Source organism: Klebsiella sp. RHBSTW-00484, from assembly GCF_013705725.1.
Taxonomy (GTDB): Bacteria; Pseudomonadota; Gammaproteobacteria; order Enterobacterales; family Enterobacteriaceae; genus Klebsiella.
The window spans coordinates 781,941-804,072 of sequence record NZ_CP055481.1 but is presented as its reverse complement, the minus strand read 5'-3'; the positions used below and the strand labels follow the sequence as shown (position 1 = coordinate 804,072).

Here is a 22,132-nt window from a genome sequence, read left to right as displayed (position 1 = left end):
GGCCAGGTCTTATCAGAAGAAGACCACGTAGACCGCTGCCGCGACGACAAAACGGTAGATAGCGAACGGAATAAACGAGATACGTTTAATCAGCTGCAGGAAGGTTTTAATCGCAATCAGCGCGACGATAAACGCGGTGATGAAGCCAACGGCAAACATCGGAATATCGCTAACGCTCAGGAAACCGATGCTCTTGTACATATCCAGCACGGTTGCGCCCATCATCATCGGCACCGCCAGCAGGAACGAGAACTCAGAAGCCGCATAGCGGCTTACGCCCATCAGCATCCCGCCAGAAATGGTCGCCCCGGAACGCGAGAAGCCCGGCCACAGAGCCAGACACTGGAAGCAACCGATCACGAACGCCTGACGATAGGTCATATCGTCAATGCCGACTGCGCGCGGCTGTTTTGGTTTCAGCACTTCCGCCGCGATCAGCAGCACGCCGCCAACAATCAGCGCGTACATCACGTTAACCGGATTGAAAAGAGACTTAATGGAGTCATGGAAAATCAGCCCCAGCACCACCGCCGGGATCATCCCAAGAAGAATATGAATAAGCGATAAACGACCGCTGCCCTGGCCTTCATGCTCTGGAGGTCTGCCAAAATGAATGCCTATAAGGCCAAACAGACGACGCCAGAACATCACGACAACGGCAAGAATTGAACCGAGCTGAATCACCACCTCAAAAGTATTTGCTTTATCCCCCTCAAAACCGAGAAGGTGACCGACAATAATCATATGACCCGTACTGGAAACGGGTAAAAACTCTGTCAACCCCTCAACCACACCCAATATTGCCGCCACCAGCAGCGAGTGTATATCGCTCATCCAATTAAACCCTTTAAAAAGTAAAATGAAAAAAACCAGGAACTATGACCGGTATAAACGCAATTTGTTTAACAAGTATGACCTGAAAAGTTTTGTTTCAGATTAAGGCCACGCTCAATAATGACGCCAACGTTCGTTGCCCGGGCCACCGCGCCAGGCTTGCTGACTTTAATACGTACCCATGGAGATTGGAACTTTTCCAGCAGCAGGTCGGCAATTTCTTCCGCCACGCGTTCGACAAGAGCAAAACGCGCGCCCTCAACATGGTTAATCACCAGCTCGCTGATGTCCGCATAGCTGAGACAATCGCTGACATCATCACTGACTGCCGCTTTGCGGTTATCCCACGCCATTTCGATATCGAACACCAGTTTCTGTTCGATGGTTTGTTCCCAGTCATAAACACCAATAGTGGTGATTACCGAAAGTTGCTCTATAAATACAATATCCATCACGACCTGCCTGCTTTTTGGCTAAACCGGATACCACTTCCGGCGAATTATGCGTATTATCCACAGATGCAAAGACATCCCCTAAATAATTTGCGTTGCGGGAAAGCAGCGACGCAGCAAGCCTTCGGGAACATAGCGCCACTATGCGTCCCGGCAAACCGACGCGCCGACTGTGCGAAGGATCACGGGGATAAACCGACACTTTCAAAATGGAACAGCTGATGAGTGCAATCGCGCCTGGACTGGTTATCCTCGCCTACCTCTGCGGCTCAATCTCCAGCGCCATTCTGGTGTGCCGCCTCGCTGGCCTGCCCGATCCTCGCGATAACGGTTCCGGCAATCCTGGGGCGACCAACGTCCTGCGAATAGGCGGCAAGAGAGCAGCCGTAGCGGTGCTTATTTTTGACGTACTGAAAGGCATGCTGCCCGTCTGGGGCGCGTGGGCATTGGGCCTGACCCCGTTCTGGCTTGGCCTGGTAGCGATTGCCGCCTGCGTGGGTCACATCTGGCCGGTATTCTTTAATTTTCGCGGCGGCAAAGGCGTGGCAACCGCTTTTGGTGCTATTGCCCCTATCGGCTGGGATCTCACCGGCGTGATGGCGGGGACCTGGCTACTCACCATTCTGCTCAGCGGCTACTCTTCTCTCGGCGCCATCGTCAGCGCGCTTATCGCGCCGTTCTACGTATGGTGGTTCAAACCGCAATACACCTTCCCGGTGTCGATGCTTTCGTGCCTGATCCTGCTACGCCATCATGACAACATTCAGCGCCTGTGGCGTCGCCAGGAGACCCGAATCTGGTCCCGCCTCAAAAAGAAGAAGAAAACACCAGAGCAGAAATAACCTTTGCATCACGTAGCCAACGCGGCCACAGCTTGAAGTATGACGGGCATAAGCTTTTCATATGACCGTGATGCTTAGCCCCCGATCAATACTCATCCCTGCTGTTTTATCTTGATTTTGCAGGGGCGCGACATTGCACGGCACCGTGTTATCACAGACCAAAAAAGGCTGGCAGGCCACGCTGGACCTGCAGTTTCAATTTCTCGGCGGGAAAACAACGCTCGCCTCTCGTCGTCATGTCGGTCCCCTCACCGTTCAACGCCCTTTTTATCCTGAAGAAGAGACCTGCCACCTCTATTTACTCCATCCCCCCGGCGGCATCGTCGGCGGCGATGAACTGACCATTAGCGTCACCATTGAGCCTGGTTGCCATACGTTGATCACCATGCCCGGCGCCAGCAAGTTTTATCGCAGCAGCGGCGCTCAGGCACGGCTTGAGCAAACCCTGGCGCTGGCCGAAAACGCAACACTCGAATGGCTGCCGCAGGATGCGATCTTCTTTCCCGGCGCCATCGCATCTCTGCACACCACGTTTCACCTCACCGCCTCCAGCACGCTGCTGGCCTGGGATCTGTTATGCCTTGGCCGTCCGGTGATTGGCGAAGACTTTAGCCACGGCGCGATAACCAATCGGCTGGAAGTGTGGATCGACGGCTCCCCGCGGTTGATTGAGCGCCTGAGTCTGGCCGACGGACAGCTGGCAAGCGTCGCTGAGCAGCCGTGGGTCGGCACCTTGCTGTTCTACCCGGCAAACGAAACGCTGCTGGACGGCGTGCGCGAAAGGCTTATCCCACTGGCTAATTACGCCGGAGCCACGCTTATCGATGGCCTGATGACGGTCCGCTTTTTAAGTGACGATAATCTGCTTTGCCAGCGGGCAATGCGCGATATCTGGCAATTTATGCGCCCGCATCTGACCGGTAAATCTCCGCTACTTCCCCGAATCTGGCTGACCTAAGAGAATACTATGGAACTAACACCCAGAGAAAAAGACAAGCTGTTGCTGTTTACCGCCGCGCTGGTGGCAGAGCGTCGTCTGGCCCGCGGTCTGAAGCTCAACTACCCCGAATCCGTGGCCCTGATCAGCGCCTTTATTATGGAAGGCGCGCGCGATGGTCAGAGCGTCGCGACGCTAATGGAAGACGGACGTCACGTCCTGAGCCGCGATCAGGTCATGGAAGGTGTGCCGGAAATGATCCCCGACATCCAGGTTGAGGCCACCTTTCCGGACGGCTCGAAGCTGGTCACCGTCCATAACCCGATAATCTGAGGCAGCCACGATGATCCCAGGAGAGTATCAGGTAAAGCCCGGCCAGATAGCCATTAACGTTGGCCGCGCGACCTGCCGCATTACCGTTGAGAATCATGGCGACCGACCGATTCAGGTGGGATCGCATTACCACTTCGCCGAGGTTAACCCAGCGCTGAAGTTCGATCGTCAACAGGCCACCGGTTATCGTCTGAATATCGCCGCCGGAACCGCGGTGCGCTTCGAGCCGGGGCAAAAACGCGAGGTGGAGCTGGTGGCACTTGCCGGAACCCGCGCGGTGTATGGTTTTCGCGGCGAGGTCATGGGCAATCTGGAGGCTAGCGATGAGTGAGATTTCGCGTCAGGCCTGGGCCGATATGTTCGGCCCCACCACCGGCGACAAAGTGCGCCTGGCGGACACCGAGCTGTGGATCGAGGTTGAAGACGATCTCACTACCTACGGCGAAGAGGTCAAATTTGGCGGTGGCAAAGTGATCCGCGACGGTATGGGCCAGGGGCAGATGCTTGCCGCCGAATGTGTGGATCTGGTGCTGACCAACGCGCTGATTATCGATCACTGGGGGATCATCAAAGCCGATATCGGCGTCAAAGACGGACGGATCTTCGCTGTCGGTAAAGCGGGAAATCCGGACATTCAACCCAACGTCACGATCCCTATCGGCGCGGCGACGGAAATTATTGCTGCGGAAGGTAAGATCGTCACCGCAGGCGGCGTCGACACCCATATTCACTGGATCTGCCCGCAACAGGCGGAAGAGGCGCTGGTCTCCGGCGTCACCACGATGATCGGCGGCGGTACCGGTCCGGCGGCGGGAACTAACGCCACAACCTGTACGCCAGGGCCGTGGTACATCTCGCGAATGCTGCAGGCGGCAGACAGCCTGCCGGTCAACATCGGCCTGTTGGGCAAAGGCAACGGTTCGAACCCGGATGCGCTGCGCGAGCAGGTTGCGGCAGGCGTTATCGGCTTGAAAATCCACGAAGACTGGGGCGCAACACCGGCGGCAATCAACTGCGCGCTGACCGTCGCCGACGAGATGGATGTTCAGGTCGCGCTGCACAGCGACACCCTCAATGAGTCCGGCTTCGTGGAAGATACACTGGCGGCTATTGGCGGGCGCACTATCCACACTTTCCATACCGAAGGCGCGGGCGGCGGCCATGCGCCGGATATTATTACCGCCTGCGCGCATCCCAATATTCTGCCGTCGTCGACCAATCCGACGCTGCCCTATACCGTCAACACCATTGACGAGCACCTGGACATGCTGATGGTTTGCCATCACCTCGACCCGGATATCGCCGAGGACGTGGCGTTTGCCGAATCGCGTATTCGTCGGGAAACCATCGCCGCAGAAGACGTCCTGCACGACCTCGGCGCGTTCTCCCTCACCTCGTCCGATTCGCAGGCCATGGGCCGCGTCGGCGAAGTGATTTTGCGTACCTGGCAGGTGGCGCACCGCATGAAAGTCCAGCGCGGCCCGTTAGCGGAAGAGAACGGGGATAACGATAACTACCGCGTGAAGCGCTATATCGCCAAGTACACCATTAACCCGGCGCTGACCCACGGCATCGCCCATGAAGTCGGTTCGATTGAAGCGGGCAAACTGGCGGATCTGGTGCTGTGGTCCCCGGCGTTCTTCGGCGTGAAACCGGCGACAGTGGTCAAAGGCGGCATGATCGCCATCGCGCCGATGGGCGATATCAACGCTTCCATCCCGACGCCGCAGCCGGTGCATTACCGCCCGATGTTCGGCGCGCTGGGTAGCGCTCGTCACCACTGCCGTTTGACCTTCCTGTCGCAGGCGGCGGCGGAAAACAGCGTCGCTGAAAAGCTGAACCTGCACAGCATGACGGCAGTAGCGAAAGGCTGCCGCACAGTACAAAAAACCGATATGCGCCACAACGGACTGCTGCCCAATATTACCGTTGATTCGCAAACCTACGAGGTGCGTATCGACGGCGAACTGATCACCAGCGAACCGGCGGACGTGTTACCGATGGCGCAACGTTATTTCCTGTTTTAAGGAGTAAAAATGCTTTATTTGACCCAACGCGTGGACGCTCCGGCACAGGCTACTGCCAGCGTCACGCTGCCGATTGATGTGCGGGTGAAAAGCCGCATTAAAGTCACGCTTAATGATGGCCGCCAGGCGGGCCTGCTGTTGCCGCGCGGCCTGCTGCTGCGCGGCGGCGATATTCTTAGCAACGAAAACGGCAGCGAATTTATCAAGGTGATCGCCGCCGATGAAGCCGTTTCAGTGGTGCGTTGCGATGACCCCTTTGTGCTGGCAAAAGCCTGCTATCACCTTGGAAACCGCCATGTGCCGCTGCAAATCATGCCCGGCGAGCTACGCTATCATCATGATCACGTGCTGGACGATATGCTGCGCCAGTTTGGTCTGGCCGTTGATTTCGCTCACCTGCCGTTTGAACCGGAAGCCGGAGCTTACGCCAGCGAGTCGCACGGCCATCACCACCACCACGATCATGGGCACAGCCACTAACATGCCGACGCCGGAAAAACGTCTGCGGCTAATGCAGCTTGCCAGCAGCAGTCTGCCGGTCGGCGGCTATAGCTGGTCTCAAGGGCTGGAGTGGGCGGTGGAAGCAGGCTGGGTGCCGGATACTGCCGCCTTTGAGCGCTGGCAGTTGCGGCAGATGGAACAGAGCTTTTTTACCGTCGACCTGCCGCTGTTCGCCCGGCTTTATCATGCCTGCGAAGCGAGCGATCTGGCCGCAGCGCAGCGCTTGACGGCTTATCTGCTCGCCTGCCGGGAAACTCGTGAGCTGCGTGATGAAGAGCGCAATCGCGGTGCAGCCTTCACCCGCCTGCTCGCCGACTGGCAACCGGACTGCCCGCCCGAATGGCGCAAACTGTGTCAGCAAAGCCAACTTACCGGCATGGCATGGCTCGGCGTGCGCTGGCAAATCGCCATCCCCGACCTGGCTCTTAGCCTCGGCTACAGCTGGATTGAGAGCGCGGTGATGGCAGGCGTCAAGCTAGTGCCTTTTGGCCAGCAAGCCGCCCAGCAGCTGATTCTGCTCCTATGCGACCGCTACGCGGCGGATATGGACAGTGCCCTGGCCGCGCCAGACAGCGCTATCGGCTCGGCCACGCCGCTTGCCGCCATCGCCTCCGCCCGGCATGAAACCCAATATTCCCGACTATTCCGTTCTTAGGAGAAGGTATGAACACGATTAAGCAACCGCTGCGCGTCGGCGTCGGCGGCCCGGTCGGCTCCGGTAAAACAGCGCTGCTGGAAGCGCTTTGCAAAGCGATGCGCGACACATATCAGCTAGCGGTGGTGACCAACGACATCTATACCAAAGAGGATCAACGGATCCTCACCGAAGCCGGAGCCCTGGAGCCCGAGCGGATTGTCGGCGTTGAAACCGGCGGCTGCCCGCACACTGCTATTCGTGAAGATGCATCGATGAACCTCGCCGCAGTGGAAGCCCTGAGCGAAAAATTCGGCAACCTCGATCTTATCTTCGTGGAAAGCGGCGGCGATAACCTGAGCGCCACCTTCAGCCCGGAGCTGGCGGATCTCACTATCTATGTGATCGACGTGGCGGAAGGAGAGAAGATCCCGCGCAAAGGCGGGCCGGGGATCACCAAATCTGACTTTCTGGTGATCAATAAAACCGATCTCGCACCTTATGTGGGCGCGTCTCTGGAAGTGATGGAGCGCGATACCATGCGCATGCGCGGCGAGCGTCCGTGGACATTTACCAATTTAAAAGCTGGTGACGGCCTGGCGAAGATCATTGCTTTTCTGGAAGAGAAAGGGATGTTGCGGGTGTAGTTTATTGCCCGCTGGCGCTTCGTTTGCCGGGCCTACAAAACCGTAGGCCCGGCAAAATTACGCTGCCGGTAACTCCGCCAACGGCCAGCGAGGGCGAACGGTCACGCCAAGCTCAGCTTTTGTACCGGAGTTCAGGCGAACCATACCCGCGTAGGCAATCATCGCACCGTTATCGGTGCAGAACTCAGGGCGAGCATAGAACACTTCCCCCCCGCGTTTTTTCATCATCTCCGCCAGCTTCGCGCGCAGCGTACGGTTAGCGCTAACGCCCCCCGCCATCACCAGACGCTTAAAACCGGTTTGATCCAACGCACGACGGCATTTGATCATCAATGTATCCACCACTGCATCTTCAAAAGCACGGGCAATGTCAGCGCGGGTTTGATCGTCATTGTCGTTGCTGCGAATGGTGTTCGCGGCAAAGGTTTTCAGGCCAGAGAAGCTAAAATCCAGTCCCGGACGGTCGGTCATTGGGCGAGGAAAGACAAAACGTCCTTCGGTACCCTGCGAGGCCATCTTCGACAGCATCGGGCCGCCAGGATAATCGAGCCCCAGCAGTTTAGCGGTCTTATCGAAAGCTTCACCCGCCGCATCGTCAATCGACTCGCCCAGCAGTTCATATTGACCGATGCCGGTAACGCTAATCAGCTGTGTGTGGCCGCCGGAGACCAGCAGCGCAACAAACGGATATTGCGGCGGATTATCTTCCAGCATCGGCGCCAGCAGATGCCCTTCCATATGATGCACTGGGATCGCCGGGACGTTCCATGCAAACGCCAGCGAACGTCCGACGGTTGCGCCTACCAGCAGTGCGCCAACCAGACCCGGGCCTGCGGTATACGCGACGGCATCAATATCTTTTGCCGTCAGCCTCGCTTCTTTTAGCGCCGCCTGGATCAGCGGCACGGTTTTACGCACGTGATCGCGGGAAGCCAGTTCGGGCACAACTCCACCGTAATCAGCGTGTAATTTCACCTGACTATACAGTTGGTTGGCTAACAGACCTTTTTCGTCGTCGTAAATGGCGATGCCGGTTTCATCGCAGGATGTTTCAATACCCAGTACACGCATGACTTGTTTTACCTCATTTCAATACCGCGCAGTGTAGGACCAATGCCGATTGATGTAAAACTTTCCTCACCCCTGGCGTTCACTTCGTGTATACTCCCAGTCCTTATAAAAGTCCCTTTCAAAATCGCATCGGTGCTTTACAAAGCAGCAGCAATTGCAGTAAAATTCCGCACCATTTTGAAATAAGCTGGCGTTGATGCCAGCGGCAAACCGAATTTATTAAAGGTGAGAGTTACATGCCGGTAATTAAAGTACGTGAAAACGAGCCGTTCGACGTAGCACTGCGTCGCTTCAAACGTTCATGCGAAAAAGCAGGTGTTCTGGCGGAAGTTCGTCGTCGTGAGTTCTATGAAAAACCGACTACCGAACGTAAACGCGCTAAAGCTTCTGCTGTGAAACGTCACGCGAAGAAACTGGCTCGCGAAAACGCACGCCGCACTCGTCTGTACTAATCTATTGAGGGCTCAGCTCTCAATTCAGACCGAGTTGTAGTTGTAAGGCCGTGCTTCCGAAAGGAATGCGCGGCTTATTTTCGTTTATAGTCATCAAAAAACAGGGGCTTATGGCTGGACGAATTCCTCGCGTTTTTATTAATGACCTGCTGGCGCGTACCGATATCGTCGATCTGATCGATGCACGGGTAAAGCTGAAAAAGCAGGGCAAGAATTATCACGCGTGCTGTCCGTTCCATAACGAAAAAACCCCCTCTTTCACTGTCAACGGTGAAAAACAGTTTTATCACTGCTTTGGCTGCGGTGCGCACGGCAACGCTGTCGACTTCCTGATGAACTACGACAAACTCGAGTTCGTGGAAACGGTCGAAGAACTTGCCGCCATGCACAATCTCGAAGTGCCGTATGAAGCAGGTAATGGGCCCAGCCAAATTGAGCGCCATCAGCGGCAGAATCTTTATCAGTTGATGGATGGTCTGAACACGTTTTATCAACAGTCTCTGATGCAACCCGCCGCTGACCCCGCGCGCCAGTATCTGGCACAACGTGGTTTAAGCAGCGAGGTGATTACACGCTTTGCGATTGGTTATGCCCCTCCCGGTTGGGACAACGTCTTAAAACGTTTTGGCGGCAATCAAGAAAATCGTCAGTCGCTAATTGATGCAGGCATGCTGGTCACCAACGATAAGGGACGCAGCTACGACCGCTTCCGCGAACGGGTGATGTTCCCCATCCGCGATAAGCGAGGCCGGGTGATTGGTTTTGGTGGTCGCGTGCTGGGCGATGCCTTGCCGAAGTACCTGAACTCCCCGGAAACCGATATTTTCCATAAAGGCCGCCAGCTGTACGGCCTTTATGAAGCGCAGCAGGATAACGCTGAACCGTCTCGTCTGCTGGTGGTCGAAGGTTATATGGACGTGGTTGCGCTGGCGCAGTTCGATATTAACTACGCTGTCGCGTCGTTAGGTACGTCGACAACCGCAGATCATATTCAGCTGTTGTTCCGGGTTACCAATCAGGTCGTTTGCTGTTACGACGGCGACCGGGCAGGCCGCGATGCCGCCTGGCGAGCGCTGGAAACGGCGCTGCCGTATATGACCGATGGACGTCAACTGCGTTTTATGTTTCTGCCGGATGGCGAAGACCCGGATACGCTAGTGCGTAAAGAGGGAAAAGCCGCATTTGAAGCGCGGATGGAGCAGGCTCAGCCGCTCTCCACGTTTTTGTTCAACAGCCTGCTGCCGCAGGTGGACTTGAGCACTCCGGACGGGCGTGCACAGCTAAGCACTTTAGCGCTACCGCTGATAACCCAGGTGCCGGGTGAAACGCTGCGCATTTATCTGCGCCAGGAGTTAGGTAACAAGCTGGGAATTTTAGATGATGCGCAGCTTGAACGTTTAATGCCAAAACAGTCCGAAAATGGCCCACAACGCCCTGCTCCGCAGCTAAAACGCACGACCATGCGTATACTTATAGGGTTGCTGGTGCAAAACCCGGATCTGGCCCCGCGAGTACCGTCGTTAGAAGGGCTGGACCCAAGTAAAATGCCCGGACTTGGCTTATTTAACGAACTGGTCAAAACGTGTTTATCTCAGCCGGGACTGACCACCGGGCAACTTTTAGAGCAGTATCGCGGCAAAAATGAAGCCGTGACCCTTGAAAAACTGTCGATGTGGGACGATATAGCAGATAAAGATATCGCTGAAAAAACCTTCACCGACTCGCTCAACCATATGTTTGATTCACTGCTTGAGCTGCGACAGGAAGAGCTGATAGCTCGCGATCGCACACACGGTTTAAGCAGTGAGGAACGCCGGGAACTCTGGACTATCAGTCAGGAACTGGCAAAAAAATGAATTTAACGGCTTAACTGCCGAATACCGTTCGGGAAGCCCCCGACAGCCGCGCAGAGGCGCAGCGGCAATAATATAAGTACGCCCTCGCTTTAAATGTTGGCAGCTCGTCTGCTTACACCAATCAAACGAATTAAGTGTGGATACCGTCTTATGGAGCAAAACCCGCAGTCACAGCTGAAGCTTCTTGTCCAACGTGGTAAGGAGCAAGGCTATCTGACCTATGCCGAGGTCAATGACCATCTGCCGGAAGATATCGTCGACTCCGACCAGATCGAAGACATCATCCAAATGATCAACGATATGGGCATTCAGGTGATGGAAGAAGCACCGGATGCCGATGATCTGCTGCTTGCTGAAAATAGCAACAATACCGACGAAGATGCGGAAGAGGCTGCTGCACAGGTTCTCTCCAGCGTTGAATCTGAAATCGGCCGTACAACTGACCCGGTGCGTATGTACATGCGCGAGATGGGTACCGTCGAACTGCTGACGCGTGAAGGCGAAATCGACATCGCCAAACGTATTGAAGATGGGATTAACCAGGTTCAGTGCTCCGTTGCTGAATATCCGGAAGCCATTACCTATCTGCTTGAGCAGTACGATCGCGTTGAAGCAGAAGAAGCGCGTCTGTCCGATCTCATCACCGGATTCGTCGATCCGAACGCCGAAGAAGAGATGGCGCCAACGGCGACGCACGTCGGTTCTGAACTCTCTCAAGAAGAAAGGGATGACGACGAAGACGAAGATGAAGAAGAAGACGACGACAGCAGCGATGACGACAACAGCATCGACCCTGAATTGGCACGCGCGAAATTCGGTGAGCTGCGTACACAGTACGAACTGACCCGCGATACCATCAAAGCGAAAGGTCGTAGCCACGCCGCAGCGCAGGAAGAAATTCTCAAACTGTCAGAAGTCTTCAAGCAGTTCCGTCTGGTACCGAAGCAATTTGATTACCTGGTTGGCAGCATGCGTAGCATGATGGACCGCGTTCGTACGCAAGAACGTATCATCATGAAACTGTGCGTTGAACAGTGCAAAATGCCGAAGAAAAACTTCATCACGCTGTTCACTGGCAACGAAACCAGCGAAACCTGGTTCAACGCGGCCATCGCCATGAACAAACCGTGGTCAGAGAAGCTGCTTGACGTTAAAGACGACGTTCAGCGCGGCCTGATGAAACTGCAGCAGATCGAACAAGAAACCGGCCTGACCATTGAGCAGGTCAAAGACATCAACCGTCGCATGTCTATCGGTGAAGCGAAAGCCCGCCGTGCGAAGAAAGAGATGGTTGAAGCGAACTTGCGTCTGGTTATCTCTATCGCCAAGAAATACACCAACCGTGGTCTGCAGTTCCTCGATCTGATTCAGGAAGGCAACATCGGCCTGATGAAAGCGGTAGATAAGTTTGAATACCGTCGCGGTTACAAGTTCTCCACCTACGCAACCTGGTGGATCCGTCAGGCAATCACCCGCTCTATCGCGGACCAGGCGCGCACCATCCGTATTCCGGTGCATATGATTGAGACTATCAACAAGCTCAACCGTATTTCACGCCAGATGCTGCAAGAGATGGGTCGCGAGCCGACGCCAGAAGAGCTGGCCGAGCGCATGCTGATGCCGGAAGATAAAATTCGTAAAGTGCTCAAAATTGCCAAAGAGCCTATCTCCATGGAAACGCCGATTGGCGACGATGAAGATTCGCATCTGGGCGATTTCATCGAGGATAACACCCTCGAGCTGCCGCTGGACTCTGCCACCACTGAGAGCCTGCGTGCTGCCACTCACGACGTTCTGGCAGGCCTCACCGCCCGTGAAGCGAAAGTCCTGCGTATGCGTTTTGGTATTGATATGAATACCGACCACACGCTGGAAGAAGTAGGTAAACAGTTTGACGTTACCCGCGAACGTATCCGTCAGATCGAAGCAAAGGCGCTGCGTAAACTGCGTCATCCAAGCCGCTCTGAAGTACTGCGTAGCTTCCTCGACGATTAATTATCGCCGCGTACTGCAAAAAGCCAGTCAAATGACTGGCTTTTTTTATACCTAAAAATAAACATTTCCTCAATAAATACAAATACCACATCTCAATAATTTTCAATATATATACAGGCCATATTCTTATTATCTAATTCCGCATAGATAAACAGCTGGACTCATAGTTTTACATTTGTACTATTAGTTCACAGATAGCATTTAATGCACAAAACGGATACTAATAATAGGGAAATCATATGAAAAGCAAACGTAAAATTCAGCTAGCTGATTTTAATCGAATGGTTATTCTGGCTACGGCTAATACATTATTTCTAAGCCGAGGCATAGAAGGTACGACTATGGATGAGATAGCGCATGAAGTGGGCTTTAGTAAAACGACGCTTTATACCTATTTTGAAAGCAAGCAGGATATTCTGGACCATCTTATCCTTGATGGAATGGAGCGATTTCATCAGGAAGTAGTACAAATATCCAATAAACAACAACCATTTCGCGATTTTTATTACACATTCTGTCATGCGCTGATGGCTCTTCACGATTCCGGCATCGTTTATTTCCCAGGCATAACAGGGAAAATAAGCTGCTCTGAAAAAGAGATGAAAAACAATAAAGTATTGACGAATATCCATATGCTCGGAGAAGAGATTAATAATATTATCGCCATACAAATCTCCAGGGCCGTAGAAAAAAAAGAGATTAGGCTAAATGCCCCCATTGCAGATGTCATGATGCTGTTCTGGCTGTGTCTGACCGGATTAGTGGAAAAATCATCAAGCAAAGAAGCCTATCTTTTACGTCATCTTGAGAAAGACCGGAAATACTTTCTTGAGTTCGCTTTTGAAGCTTTATTAGTCATGATAGAAAAAGGGGCAAGTAAATGATAAAGAAAATATTGCTCAGTCTACTGATATGCATCGTGGTTATCTCTGTATATTCTTATCATAAAGCGAAGCCCCTGCATCTAACTAAAGATACTTCACTTCCTTTTCCTCTTGAAAGTGAACAACGCGAGATCCTGTATTACGCTTCTCTGGCTCCTAATGCGCACAATGTTCAGCCGTGGAGCCTGACCTATAATAAAAACGAGCAACGCTTCACGCTGGCTTTCGACCGCAGCAAAGCCCTCCCTCGTATCGACCCCACAGGGCGCGAAGCCTGGATATCTCTGGGCGCGTTTCTGGAGAACTTCCGTCAGGCTGCCACCGCATTTGGGATACAGGCAGAAATAGATATTTTATCTTCAGCAAACAGCGGTAATGTTGCCCACATTACGCTACGTTCCGACAATAAGCGCTCCCCTCTCAAACAGCCCACCGAGCTAAAATTAATGGAGCGGCGACACACCGATAAGCGACCCTATCAGAATAACGCTATTGCGCCCAAAGACCTCGCGACCCTGCTCGAGCAACACCAGCCGTATTTAGCCTATTACCCACGCGGCACCGCTGGGTTTAATAAACTGGCAGGTTACGCCGTGGAGGCGGCAAAAGCTCAGGCTCTTGATAAGCATAAAAGAAATGAGTTTGCGCTATGGCTGCGCTTTTCCAACGAGGAGGCCAGCCAGCTTAAAGACGGGCTGCCTGCAGAGCAACTAGGCTTATCGGGAATTAAAAAGCTGCTCTATTACTCGTTATTCGATCGCGAAAAAGCTAAAAGTGAAGCCTTCGCCACCGAAAGCATCAAGAAGATAGAAAATAGCGTGGCGCAGAGCGCTGGATTTTTTGTCATCAGCGGCGAAGAAACATTTTCGGCAACCATTCGCAGCGGAATGAATCTGGAGTCCTTCTGGCTGGATGCCGTCCAGTACGGTATCTCCATTCAGCCGGTCAGCCAAATGCTGGAAAAAGATGCTTTCCGAAAACAGCTGTCGCAAACGCTGGGACTTAGCCAGCCGCCGCAAATGATCCTTCGCGCAGGCTACGTTGACGACTACGGCGAAAATAATAAAATTCGCCGCAATATCAGCGCGTTTACCAGCCTTGAAAACAATTAAAGCCCTCGCGTCGCCAGCGCATCATCAAGCTCCCGGTAGGCTTCGACCAGTTTATCCAGCGTCGCGCGGTTGAGGCCGCTGGGATTTGGCAACACCCATACCTCCGTCGCGCCGATAGTCACCTGTTGCTTTCCCCAGCGTGCGCCGCGGGCCTGAAACGCTTTCTCAAAGGCCTGTTTGCCGAGAATCGCCAGCGCGCGCGGCTGATACTCTTCCATCTTTCTGACCAGCTCTCGCCCACCGCTGCGCAGCTCCAGCAGTTCAACCTCACTGGCCTGCACCGTCGGGCGCTCAACTAACATGGTGATCCCGCAGCGGGTATCCAGCAGCTGTAGCTCCTCCTCAGGCTTCAGAAGGCGGTCAGTAAACCCGGCCTGATGAATCACCTTCCAGAAGCGATTGCCAGGATGAGCAAAGTGAAAACCGGTATGGGCAGAAGACTTCCCGGGATTTATACCGCAAAAGACCACCCGCAGGTCCGGCGCCAAAATATCGTTAATCATGTTTTCCCCAGCTCAATACCTAAAAGCTAATTATAAAGGATTGAAAATACATTGTTTATAAAAACAGCAGCCGTGCGTTTTAGGCTGGATTGCGGGCATCAGTTACTTTATAATCCCTCGCCACGGCCCCTTAGCTCAGTGGTTAGAGCAGGCGACTCATAATCGCTTGGTCGCTGGTTCAAGTCCAGCAGGGGCCACCAAATATCAAGGACTTGCGAGAAATCGCGAGTCCTTTTTTTATGGGTAACATCCAGGATGTCGTCGCCAGGCATGCGCCGGTATTCAGGAGAGATTGGATCGTGAATGGAAAAAATGGTAACGCTGATTGACGCCTTCACCTCAAGGGTGAAAGCGTCGGGTTAGAATTTTTTGACCGGCTAGCTCACACAAGTTCCTGGAGCTGTTCGCGCATATAAGAAGAGAAGTACTCAGGATTTTTGATAACGATACGGTTACCAGATGCGATTTTTTCCGCCCATCCGGCCACTTTATTCGTAAACTCGGTATTCCACCCCTCCTTCTCGCCGCGTGCCATCACGTCAGCGGCGCTCGCCGGAGTCCCCAACTCATTCAAATACTTTAAAATTCCCTTCGCCGTACTTTCATCCATTGAATGCGGCACTGATGCCGATGTGTTCATACCACCAATGAAATCTAATGCTTTATCAATGACTGTTGGCATGCTCTTATCCTTAAAATTAACCGCGTAAAAGACACCTTTCTAATATGACCCCAAGTCAGCCGGGATATCAAAGGGAACGTTGCCTTTATTTGATTCAGACCTCAGTCAAACGCTTGCGTGGTGCTTTTATGCACTAATAACGATGTGGAATTCATCCTCAGGTTACAAGTTACATTCACACGGCAAGTGACGACCAATCAGCTTACGGTATAAAAAAGCCCCGATGTTGGCTCCTACCACCGGCGCCAACAGCGGCACCAGAAAATAAGGTATCGTTCGCCCACCAGTAAACGCAATCTCACCCCAACCTGCCAAGCAGGCAAAAATCTTCGGGCCAAAATCACGAGCTGGATTAAGGGCGAAGCCGGTCAGTGGCCCCATCGACGCGCCAATTACCGCAATCAACAAGCCAATCAGCAGCGGTGCCAGTGGGCCTCGCGGGATGCCGTTACCGTCATCCGTTAATGCCATAATCATCGCCATCAGGATCGCAGCAATAGTGGTTTCAATGGCAAAAGCCTGCGCGAAGGTAATATGTGGATTCGGGTAGGTTGAAAATACGCCTGCCAGATTAAGGCTCTCCACACTACCGCGTACAACATGCTGCGCCAGCTCAGTATCAAGAAAGAGGTTTTGATACAATCCGTAGACCAACGCTGCCGCACAGAACGCCCCAGCCATCTGCGCCATAATAAACGGTACAACCTTACGCCGTTCAAAACAGGCGAACAGCCACAGCGCAATGGTAACCGCCGGATTCAGATGCGCCCCGGAAACGCCTGCGGTCAGATAGATAGCCATCGCCACGCCAAGTCCCCAGATAATACTGATCTCCCACTGACCGAAACTGGCCCCCGCCACTCTCAGCCCGGCAACGCAGCCTGCGCCAAAGAAGAGAAGTAAACCGGTACCGAGAAACTCCGCAATGCACTGCCCGCGTAAGGTTGATGTCTGGCTCATAGTCGGATCCTGAATAAAAAAGATAAAATAATGAATATGTTATCTGCTATTTTGAATAACTAACCCGCTTCCCCGGATAACACCAGCCCGGTCGCTACGGCATTTCGCGGCCCTTCCGTCCCACGAATATTGCCCTGCCCGGCAACAACGCCGTAATGCGCCAACGCTTCAGTGATCATCTGTGGAATTTCAAAATCCAGCGATGAACCACCGACCAGCACCACAAAGGTAATATCGCGAATGGAACCACCAGGCGAGACCTGACGCAACGCACGCAGGCAGTTCGTCACAAAGACCTTCTCCTTTGCCTGCCGACGCACCAGGCGAATTTTCTCCAGCGAAGTCTGGTTATCGATAGGGATCGGTTCGCCATCTTTGAGATACACAACTTTGGCAAATACCGACGGGCTCAGCGGTTCGCGAAAGAACTCCACCGCACCGTTTTCATGACGAATACTGAACAGACTCTCCACTTTTGCCAGCGGATATTTTTTAATCTCTTCTGCCAGAAACGGATCGCTCAGACCAAGCTCCGTTTTAATCAGCAGGCTGACCATATTCCCCGCCCCGGCCAGATGAATAGCTTTCACCGTTCCTTCACTATTGATAATGGCGGCATCGGTAGAACCTGCGCCTAAATCAAGGATCGCCAGCGGTGCAGCGCAACCTGGCGTCGTCAGCGCCCCAGCCACTGCCATGTTGGCTTCCACACCCCCCACTTCAACAGCTGTATTCAGCCGCATGCTCAGTTCACTGGCGATCGTTTGCATCTGTAGTCGATCGGATTTCACCATCGCCGCAATACCGACGGCGTTTTCCATCGAATATTCCCCGGCGATACCGCCCAGCACTTTGCGAGGAATAAAGGTATCGACAGCTAGCAGATCCTGGATATGTATCGTGCTCATGTTGTGCCCACTCAGTGAGGCCATCACCTTACGTACGCGCTCCAGCATACCGCCCGCGTGGGTACCGGCTTCACCGCGAATATCGCGAACAGGCGCACAGGCGTTCATCACCTGCATAATGGCCTGCGCCCCTTTCGCCACATCGGCTTCACCACTGCGCTTTTCTCCGCTGATAAAGATCCTTCCCGCTGGGATCGTTCTCGATTGCACATCGCCCTGCGGGGTTTTCAGTACCACGGCAGAGCGGTTGCCGATCAGCGCTCTTGCGATCGGGACGATCGTCTGGGTTTCCTCCGGCGTCAGGGCAAAGAAGGTGGCGATGCCATAGGGATTCGACAGCACCCGAACAACCTGCCCCGGGGCCGCAACTTCCACCGCCGCCTGTACGCCCTCCGGAACCTTCTCCAGCAACGTCACTTCATCGATCACCGGCAACGTTCTGCGCAGACGATTATTGACCAGCACGCCATCGTCCTTTTTCAGGATCGCCGCTACCACGTTGACGCCGCGATCCAGCGCCTCATTCAACAACCAGACCGCTTCAAGAAAATCCATCTCTTCACCAATCAGCGGGATCCAGCCCTGCGTAAACCGATCGCTGCTCAACGACGCCAGTTTATCTATGCCGATCGTGGTTCCCACTCCGACGCCAATACCACCTGGCGTTTGCGGGTTATGACCAATCATTGTCGATTCAGTAATGATGGTTTCGGTGATTGTTTCCATGGCAACATCGCCAATCACTGGCGCAGCTTCATTGATGCAGATTTTCACCACGTCCTTAAGCGACCAGGTCGTTTTATCCAGCGCCTGCTGCAGGGAGGCTATCACCCCGGCAATATTGTCCCGCGTGCCTTTCATGCCCGTGGTGGCGACAATCCCGCTGGCGATAAACCGGCCATGCTGCGCCAACGCCACTTCCGTGGTGGCGTTGCCGATATCAATCCCTGCAATTAACGGCATACCCCCTCCGTCACTAGCTGCCTTTACGCAGCTTATTTCTCTGCTGATACACCTCTGCCGACTCGCGAACAAACCCGGCATTCACCATGGCGTGCCAGGTGTGCTCCAGCTCATCAGCAATGGCCAGTAGTTCTGCAACAGAAGAACGGAACGGACGCAACGCGTTGTAGATCTCCAGAATGCGGGCATCCGGAATAGCAATCAGCTCCGCCGCGCGCCGGAAATTACGTGCCACAGCATGGCGCTGCATCTGCTCAGCTATCTGCGCCTGATACTCCAGCGTTTGCTGAGAAATACGTACATCCTGTGGTCCCACGCGTCCCGCTAGCACATTTTCAAGGGTAATATCGGTTAACGGCTTCCCGGTTGGGGTCTGGATTTTCTCCGGGCAGCGGGTCGCTAACGGGTAATCCTGAGCGGTCATAATGTTGTCGTTCATCCTTATTCCCTTACTAATGCAATGTGCAGCGTGACAGGCGCGGCATCCTGCACCACGTGTTTGGTTTCTTTAATATGAAACAACGCAGCCTTAGCCATAAATTTCGGCCGCACCATCTGGTCATTCACCACCGGTACCGGCGAGGGCGACTCTTTACGTGCGTAGCGCGCAGCGTTCTTACCAATCTGCCGATAGATTTCCAGCGTCAGCAGCGGTGCCTGAGAGAATAACTCAAGGTTGCTCAGCGGCAGTAAATCACGCTGATGAATAACCGTAGTTCCTTTCGACTGAATACCAATGCCAATACCGGAACCGCTAAGGTTCGCCGCATCCCAGGCCATAAAGGAGACATCCGAGGTGCGCAGAATTCTCACCACTCGCGCATGCAGCCCCTCCTCTTCAATCCCGGCGACCAGTTCTTTCAGGATCGCTTCATGCGGCATATCAATCAGCGTTTTATGCTGATACTTATCAAAAGCCGGACCGACGCCGATCACCACTTCATCCGCGCGATCGTCGGCTTTTGCCGCCTCTCCTTCGCTAACCTGCAAAGTGAAAACAGGTTTACGTTCAGTTGTACATTCCACTGTGTACCGCCTTATTCAATCGAGCCTGGTTGTACCACGCCCGCGATATTTTTAATTTCCTCCCAACGTTCGGCAGAGATGCGATAGCCGGTGCCAGGTCCCTGATAATCATTGATATCATTGACGGCGCTGACCACTTCAAACTGGCGATCCAGAATGGCGGAGGTTTGCAGGTAATCGCCGGTCACACGCTGCCTTAGCATATTAAGAATGTTGCTGGCGATATCTTCGAAGCCGCTACTACTTAATGCGCTGACGATATCCAGCCCGGTGATATTGCGCTTCATCATCTCTTCCACGGCGGCCAGATCCTCCACTACGTTGCGCGCGGGCATATCTTTGCTGCCGTGGGCATAGGTGGCGGCGTCTACTTCCTCATCGCTAATCAGCGGCAGGCCCAGTTCGCGGAACACCGCCTGAATGGCGCGCGCAGCCTTATTGCGAATAGCGATGGTTTCCTCTTCAGTTACCGGACGCAGGCCACCGTCGACCATCAGATCGCGTTGCAAAATGTTGTAATCATCGAAGTCTTCGGCATCGAAGTTCGACCCGGCAAACATGTTGTCGTAGTTCGGCACGGCGCTATAGCCGGAGAAGATAAAGTCGGTGCCGGGCAGCATCTGCATCAGCGTGCGGGCGGTGCGGCGAATATCGGAATGCGAGAAGGTTTGATCATTGGCTGAGGCCACTTCGAGGTCGAGCATCGAGGCTATCAGGTTTTCCGCCAGTACCGCACGGATCCCCGACGGCACCGCGCCGGTCATCCCGATACAGCTGACCGCGCCGTTTTGCAGCCCCTGCACCCCCGCGCCTTTGGTGATAAAAATGCAGCGTGACTCCAGGTACAGCATCGATTTACTTTCTGAATAGCCCATCAGCGCCTCCGAGCCAGTGCCAGAGGTGTAGCGCATTTTCAGCCCGCGGGAAGCATAGGCCGAGGCGAGAAAGGCTTTCGACCACGGCGTGTCATCGCCATCGGTAAACACCGACTCCGTACCGTATACCGACACCGTTTCGGCATAGCTGGTTAATCCACGCATTCCCAGTTCCAGCTCGGTGGCTTCTTCGACGGAACATTGCGTGAGCACACCAGGGCGACCGCACTGGGAGCCGACCAGCAGCGCCAGAGCGTTAAACGGCGCATAGCGGGCGATACCGACAGTGGTTTCCTGCTCAGAAAATCCGCGGATCCCGGCTTCGGCGGCATCCGCAGCAATCTGCACCGGGTTATCTTTCAGATTAGTGACGTGACACTGGTTGGAAGGAGTGCGTCTGGCGCGCATTTTTTGCAACGCCATCATCATTTCCACCACGTTCATTTTCGCCATCACCTCCACCGCTTTCGCCGGGGTGATGGCGGTGGTAATGGCAATAATCTCTTCCCGGCTAACGTGGATATCCACCAGCATTCGGGCGATTTCCAGCGCGTCGAGCTGCATGGCGCGTTCGGTTTCCGCAACGTTAATCGCGTAGTCGGCAATAAAGCGGTCAATCATGTCAAACTGTTCGCGGCTCTTGCCGTCCAGCTCAACAATCCGACCGTTTTTTACCTTCACCGACGATGCCGGATCGTATGGACTTTCCATGGCGATCAGCCCCTCTTCCGGCCATTCACCAATAAGCCCATCCTGATTGACTGCTCGCTGGGCAAGGACTTCGAATCGTTTTGATCTTCTCATAGCTCGTTGACTCAAAAGATAAATAATAGGAACGCCGGGCAATACCGCAGGAGGTATTAAACTCTCCTGAGATAGTGTGAATCAGCAATAGCGGAACTTTAAATGAGCTGAATAATAAAAAAATAAAATTAATTACGTTCCAATCTGATACAAAATAAAACTTGAGAGTTTCATTATGAAACGTAAATTTAGAGCAGTCACAACGAAATGTGACCAGGTTAAATGATCATTATCAATAAACATCTGACACCAAGAATAAACTGACTCCTGACACTTTTTTCGCACTATTGACTTAATAACCTACAGCGCGAGAATAAAGAAAAACCAACGATAAAATAATGTCTGAAGCGTGATGTTTTTCGCGACCTCAGCCCTATACCTTGACAGGAGATATTGTGAATAAGAGTCAACAAATCACCACTATCACGCTAGCGGCAGCAAAGAAAATGGCGCTAACCGTCGAGGCTAAAGCGCTTGAAATCAACGTCCCGGTGGTCTTTTCCGTGGTGGATCACGGCGGAAACACGCTGCTGATGCAACGCATGGACGACGCGTTTGTCACCAGCTGTGATATTTCACTTAATAAAGCTTATACCGCCTGCTGCCTGCGACAGGGCACTCATGAAATTACTGATGCGGTACAGCCAGGTGCTTCACTCTATGGTTTACAGCTAACTAACCAACAGCGAATCGTTATTTTTGGCGGCGGCTTGCCTGTCATATTTAACGGTGAACTAATCGGTGCTGTTGGCGTAAGCGGTGGTACCGTTGAACAGGACAGATTATTAGCTGAAACTGCACTGAATTGTTTCTCTGAATTATAATTCAAATCTA

Annotated in this window: 24 protein-coding genes, 1 tRNA gene and 1 pseudogene; 15 read left to right on the top strand and 11 right to left on the bottom strand. The window is 53.5% G+C overall.

The window, feature by feature from the left end; translation table 11 throughout:
- Positions 1-12 precede the first annotated feature (12 nt).
- Together bacA and folB are read right to left on the bottom strand one after the other, a co-directional pair.
- Complete coding sequence (gene bacA / locus HV213_RS03850; protein WP_181484824.1) at positions 13-834, bottom strand: undecaprenyl-diphosphate phosphatase; 822 nt, start codon at positions 832-834, stop codon at positions 13-15.
- A 68-nt stretch (positions 835-902) separates the two neighbouring features.
- A complete protein-coding gene (folB, locus tag HV213_RS03845) occupies positions 903-1,286 on the bottom strand; it encodes a bifunctional dihydroneopterin aldolase/7,8-dihydroneopterin epimerase (RefSeq protein WP_181484823.1) in 384 nt (127 codons plus the stop codon).
- Between the two features lie 221 nt (positions 1,287-1,507).
- Between folB and plsY the strand changes: the two genes are divergently transcribed.
- Positions 1,508-2,128 (top strand): glycerol-3-phosphate 1-O-acyltransferase PlsY, encoded by a 621-nt coding sequence (gene plsY / locus HV213_RS03840; protein WP_110273106.1) that lies wholly within the window; start codon positions 1,508-1,510, stop codon positions 2,126-2,128.
- Positions 2,129-2,188: 60 nt separating this feature from the next.
- On the opposite strand, the pseudogene HV213_RS33175 reads toward plsY, so the two are convergent.
- Positions 2,189-2,272: pseudogene (locus tag HV213_RS33175) on the bottom strand (short-chain dehydrogenase); the annotation flags it as partial.
- On the opposite strand from HV213_RS33175, the gene HV213_RS03835 reads away from it, so the two are divergent.
- Genes HV213_RS03835 through ureG form a run of 7 tightly spaced genes read left to right on the top strand, consistent with a single transcriptional unit; the run spans position 2,262 to position 7,207 of the window.
- On the top strand, positions 2,262-3,086 hold the full coding sequence (locus HV213_RS03835) for an urease accessory protein UreD (protein WP_181484822.1): 825 nt from the start codon (positions 2,262-2,264) through the stop codon (positions 3,084-3,086). The pseudogene HV213_RS33175 and the gene HV213_RS03835 sit on opposite strands and share 11 nt — an antisense overlap.
- A 9-nt stretch (positions 3,087-3,095) precedes the next feature.
- Positions 3,096-3,398 (top strand): urease subunit gamma, encoded by a 303-nt coding sequence (locus tag HV213_RS03830; RefSeq protein ID WP_181484821.1) that lies wholly within the window; start codon positions 3,096-3,098, stop codon positions 3,396-3,398.
- 10 nt (positions 3,399-3,408) lie between these two features.
- Positions 3,409-3,729 (top strand): urease subunit beta, encoded by a 321-nt coding sequence (locus HV213_RS03825; RefSeq protein WP_181484820.1) that lies wholly within the window; start codon positions 3,409-3,411, stop codon positions 3,727-3,729.
- On the top strand, positions 3,722-5,425 hold the full coding sequence (gene ureC, locus HV213_RS03820) for an urease subunit alpha (protein WP_181484819.1): 1,704 nt from the start codon (positions 3,722-3,724) through the stop codon (positions 5,423-5,425). Before HV213_RS03825 ends, ureC begins: the two co-directional genes overlap by 8 nt.
- A gap of 9 nt (positions 5,426-5,434) precedes the next feature.
- Positions 5,435-5,905, top strand: a complete 471-nt coding sequence (gene ureE, locus HV213_RS03815; RefSeq protein WP_181484818.1) for an urease accessory protein UreE — start codon at positions 5,435-5,437, stop codon at positions 5,903-5,905.
- 1 nt (position 5,906) lies between these two features.
- Positions 5,907-6,581, top strand: a complete 675-nt coding sequence (locus tag HV213_RS03810) for an urease accessory protein UreF (protein ID WP_181486329.1) — start codon at positions 5,907-5,909, stop codon at positions 6,579-6,581.
- A gap of 8 nt (positions 6,582-6,589) precedes the next feature.
- Positions 6,590-7,207 (top strand): urease accessory protein UreG, encoded by a 618-nt coding sequence (ureG, locus tag HV213_RS03805; RefSeq protein ID WP_112213684.1) that lies wholly within the window; start codon positions 6,590-6,592, stop codon positions 7,205-7,207.
- 57 nt (positions 7,208-7,264) lie between these two features.
- Here ureG and tsaD read toward each other — a convergent pair whose 3' ends face one another.
- The gene (gene tsaD / locus HV213_RS03800; protein ID WP_181484817.1) at positions 7,265-8,278 is read right to left on the bottom strand and encodes a tRNA (adenosine(37)-N6)-threonylcarbamoyltransferase complex transferase subunit TsaD; all 1,014 of its coding nucleotides are present in this window, start codon (positions 8,276-8,278) and stop codon (positions 7,265-7,267) included.
- Between the two features lie 236 nt (positions 8,279-8,514).
- On the opposite strand from tsaD, the gene rpsU reads away from it, so the two are divergent.
- The 5 genes from rpsU (at position 8,515) to HV213_RS03775 (ending at position 14,577) form a co-directional block, all read left to right on the top strand.
- On the top strand, positions 8,515-8,730 hold the full coding sequence (gene rpsU / locus HV213_RS03795; RefSeq protein ID WP_001144069.1) for a 30S ribosomal protein S21: 216 nt from the start codon (positions 8,515-8,517) through the stop codon (positions 8,728-8,730).
- A 110-nt stretch (positions 8,731-8,840) separates the two neighbouring features.
- Positions 8,841-10,586, top strand: coding sequence for a DNA primase (gene dnaG / locus HV213_RS03790; protein WP_181484816.1), 1,746 nt, complete (start codon positions 8,841-8,843; stop codon positions 10,584-10,586).
- Positions 10,587-10,736: 150 nt separating this feature from the next.
- Positions 10,737-12,581 (top strand): RNA polymerase sigma factor RpoD, encoded by a 1,845-nt coding sequence (rpoD, locus tag HV213_RS03785; RefSeq protein ID WP_181484815.1) that lies wholly within the window; start codon positions 10,737-10,739, stop codon positions 12,579-12,581.
- 239 nt (positions 12,582-12,820) lie between these two features.
- The gene (locus HV213_RS03780) at positions 12,821-13,465 is read left to right on the top strand and encodes a TetR/AcrR family transcriptional regulator (RefSeq protein ID WP_181484814.1); all 645 of its coding nucleotides are present in this window, start codon (positions 12,821-12,823) and stop codon (positions 13,463-13,465) included.
- Positions 13,462-14,577: an Acg family FMN-binding oxidoreductase gene (locus HV213_RS03775; RefSeq protein WP_181484813.1), complete on the top strand. Its 1,116-nt coding sequence runs from the start codon at positions 13,462-13,464 to the stop codon at positions 14,575-14,577. The genes HV213_RS03780 and HV213_RS03775 overlap by 4 nt, the downstream gene beginning before the upstream one ends.
- Here HV213_RS03775 and mug read toward each other — a convergent pair.
- Entirely contained in the window at positions 14,574-15,080 is a 507-nt protein-coding gene (gene mug, locus HV213_RS03770; RefSeq protein ID WP_110272997.1) for a G/U mismatch-specific DNA glycosylase, read from the bottom strand. The two genes, HV213_RS03775 and mug, sit on opposite strands and share 4 nt — an antisense overlap.
- A 124-nt stretch (positions 15,081-15,204) precedes the next feature.
- Here mug and HV213_RS03765 point away from each other — a divergent pair.
- Positions 15,205-15,280 (top strand) — tRNA-Ile (locus tag HV213_RS03765).
- A gap of 182 nt (positions 15,281-15,462) precedes the next feature.
- On the opposite strand, the gene HV213_RS03760 is transcribed toward HV213_RS03765, so the two are convergent.
- The 6 genes from HV213_RS03760 to HV213_RS03735 all read right to left on the bottom strand — a co-directional run bounded on the left by HV213_RS03760 (position 15,463) and on the right by HV213_RS03735 (position 21,298).
- Positions 15,463-15,762 carry a DUF1889 family protein gene (locus HV213_RS03760; protein ID WP_110272996.1) on the bottom strand — a complete coding sequence of 100 codons (300 nt, stop codon included), beginning with the start codon at positions 15,760-15,762 and terminating at the stop codon, positions 15,463-15,465.
- Between the two features lie 162 nt (positions 15,763-15,924).
- Complete coding sequence (locus HV213_RS03755; RefSeq protein ID WP_181484812.1) at positions 15,925-16,722, bottom strand: MIP/aquaporin family protein; 798 nt, start codon at positions 16,720-16,722, stop codon at positions 15,925-15,927.
- 59 nt (positions 16,723-16,781) lie between these two features.
- Positions 16,782-18,593 (bottom strand): diol dehydratase reactivase subunit alpha, encoded by a 1,812-nt coding sequence (locus HV213_RS03750; protein ID WP_181484811.1) that lies wholly within the window; start codon positions 18,591-18,593, stop codon positions 16,782-16,784.
- A gap of 13 nt (positions 18,594-18,606) precedes the next feature.
- Positions 18,607-19,032, bottom strand: coding sequence for a diol dehydratase small subunit (locus tag HV213_RS03745; protein WP_181484810.1), 426 nt, complete (start codon positions 19,030-19,032; stop codon positions 18,607-18,609).
- A gap of 2 nt (positions 19,033-19,034) precedes the next feature.
- Positions 19,035-19,619 carry a propanediol/glycerol family dehydratase medium subunit gene (locus HV213_RS03740; protein WP_181484809.1) on the bottom strand — a complete coding sequence of 195 codons (585 nt, stop codon included), beginning with the start codon at positions 19,617-19,619 and terminating at the stop codon, positions 19,035-19,037.
- Positions 19,620-19,630: 11 nt separating this feature from the next.
- The gene (locus HV213_RS03735) at positions 19,631-21,298 is read right to left on the bottom strand and encodes a propanediol/glycerol family dehydratase large subunit (protein WP_181484808.1); all 1,668 of its coding nucleotides are present in this window, start codon (positions 21,296-21,298) and stop codon (positions 19,631-19,633) included.
- Between the two features lie 395 nt (positions 21,299-21,693).
- Here HV213_RS03735 and HV213_RS03730 point away from each other — a divergent pair, with 395 nt between their 5' ends.
- The gene (locus tag HV213_RS03730) at positions 21,694-22,122 is read left to right on the top strand and encodes a GlcG/HbpS family heme-binding protein (protein ID WP_181484807.1); all 429 of its coding nucleotides are present in this window, start codon (positions 21,694-21,696) and stop codon (positions 22,120-22,122) included.
- Positions 22,123-22,132 lie beyond the last annotated feature (10 nt).

What these genes read in the sequence shown, in the direction of transcription:
- bacA (WP_181484824.1), bottom strand. Translation starts at nt 834, where the DNA reads ATGAGCGATATACACTCGCTGCTGGTGGCGGCAATATTGGGTGTGGTT.
- folB (WP_181484823.1), bottom strand. Translation starts at nt 1,286, where the DNA reads ATGGATATTGTATTTATAGAGCAACTTTCGGTAATCACCACTATTGGT.
- plsY (WP_110273106.1), top strand. Translation starts at nt 1,508, where the DNA reads ATGAGTGCAATCGCGCCTGGACTGGTTATCCTCGCCTACCTCTGCGGC.
- HV213_RS03830 (WP_181484821.1), top strand. Translation starts at nt 3,096, where the DNA reads ATGGAACTAACACCCAGAGAAAAAGACAAGCTGTTGCTGTTTACCGCC.
- HV213_RS03825 (WP_181484820.1), top strand. Translation starts at nt 3,409, where the DNA reads ATGATCCCAGGAGAGTATCAGGTAAAGCCCGGCCAGATAGCCATTAAC.
- ureC (WP_181484819.1), top strand. Translation starts at nt 3,722, where the DNA reads ATGAGTGAGATTTCGCGTCAGGCCTGGGCCGATATGTTCGGCCCCACC.
- ureE (WP_181484818.1), top strand. Translation starts at nt 5,435, where the DNA reads ATGCTTTATTTGACCCAACGCGTGGACGCTCCGGCACAGGCTACTGCC.
- HV213_RS03810 (WP_181486329.1), top strand. Translation starts at nt 5,907, where the DNA reads ATGCCGACGCCGGAAAAACGTCTGCGGCTAATGCAGCTTGCCAGCAGC.
- ureG (WP_112213684.1), top strand. Translation starts at nt 6,590, where the DNA reads ATGAACACGATTAAGCAACCGCTGCGCGTCGGCGTCGGCGGCCCGGTC.
- tsaD (WP_181484817.1), bottom strand. Translation starts at nt 8,278, where the DNA reads ATGCGTGTACTGGGTATTGAAACATCCTGCGATGAAACCGGCATCGCC.
- rpsU (WP_001144069.1), top strand. Translation starts at nt 8,515, where the DNA reads ATGCCGGTAATTAAAGTACGTGAAAACGAGCCGTTCGACGTAGCACTG.
- dnaG (WP_181484816.1), top strand. Translation starts at nt 8,841, where the DNA reads ATGGCTGGACGAATTCCTCGCGTTTTTATTAATGACCTGCTGGCGCGT.
- rpoD (WP_181484815.1), top strand. Translation starts at nt 10,737, where the DNA reads ATGGAGCAAAACCCGCAGTCACAGCTGAAGCTTCTTGTCCAACGTGGT.
- HV213_RS03780 (WP_181484814.1), top strand. Translation starts at nt 12,821, where the DNA reads ATGAAAAGCAAACGTAAAATTCAGCTAGCTGATTTTAATCGAATGGTT.
- HV213_RS03775 (WP_181484813.1), top strand. Translation starts at nt 13,462, where the DNA reads ATGATAAAGAAAATATTGCTCAGTCTACTGATATGCATCGTGGTTATC.
- mug (WP_110272997.1), bottom strand. Translation starts at nt 15,080, where the DNA reads ATGATTAACGATATTTTGGCGCCGGACCTGCGGGTGGTCTTTTGCGGT.
- HV213_RS03760 (WP_110272996.1), bottom strand. Translation starts at nt 15,762, where the DNA reads ATGCCAACAGTCATTGATAAAGCATTAGATTTCATTGGTGGTATGAAC.
- HV213_RS03755 (WP_181484812.1), bottom strand. Translation starts at nt 16,722, where the DNA reads ATGAGCCAGACATCAACCTTACGCGGGCAGTGCATTGCGGAGTTTCTC.
- HV213_RS03750 (WP_181484811.1), bottom strand. Translation starts at nt 18,593, where the DNA reads ATGCCGTTAATTGCAGGGATTGATATCGGCAACGCCACCACGGAAGTG.
- HV213_RS03745 (WP_181484810.1), bottom strand. Translation starts at nt 19,032, where the DNA reads ATGAACGACAACATTATGACCGCTCAGGATTACCCGTTAGCGACCCGC.
- HV213_RS03735 (WP_181484808.1), bottom strand. Translation starts at nt 21,298, where the DNA reads ATGAGAAGATCAAAACGATTCGAAGTCCTTGCCCAGCGAGCAGTCAAT.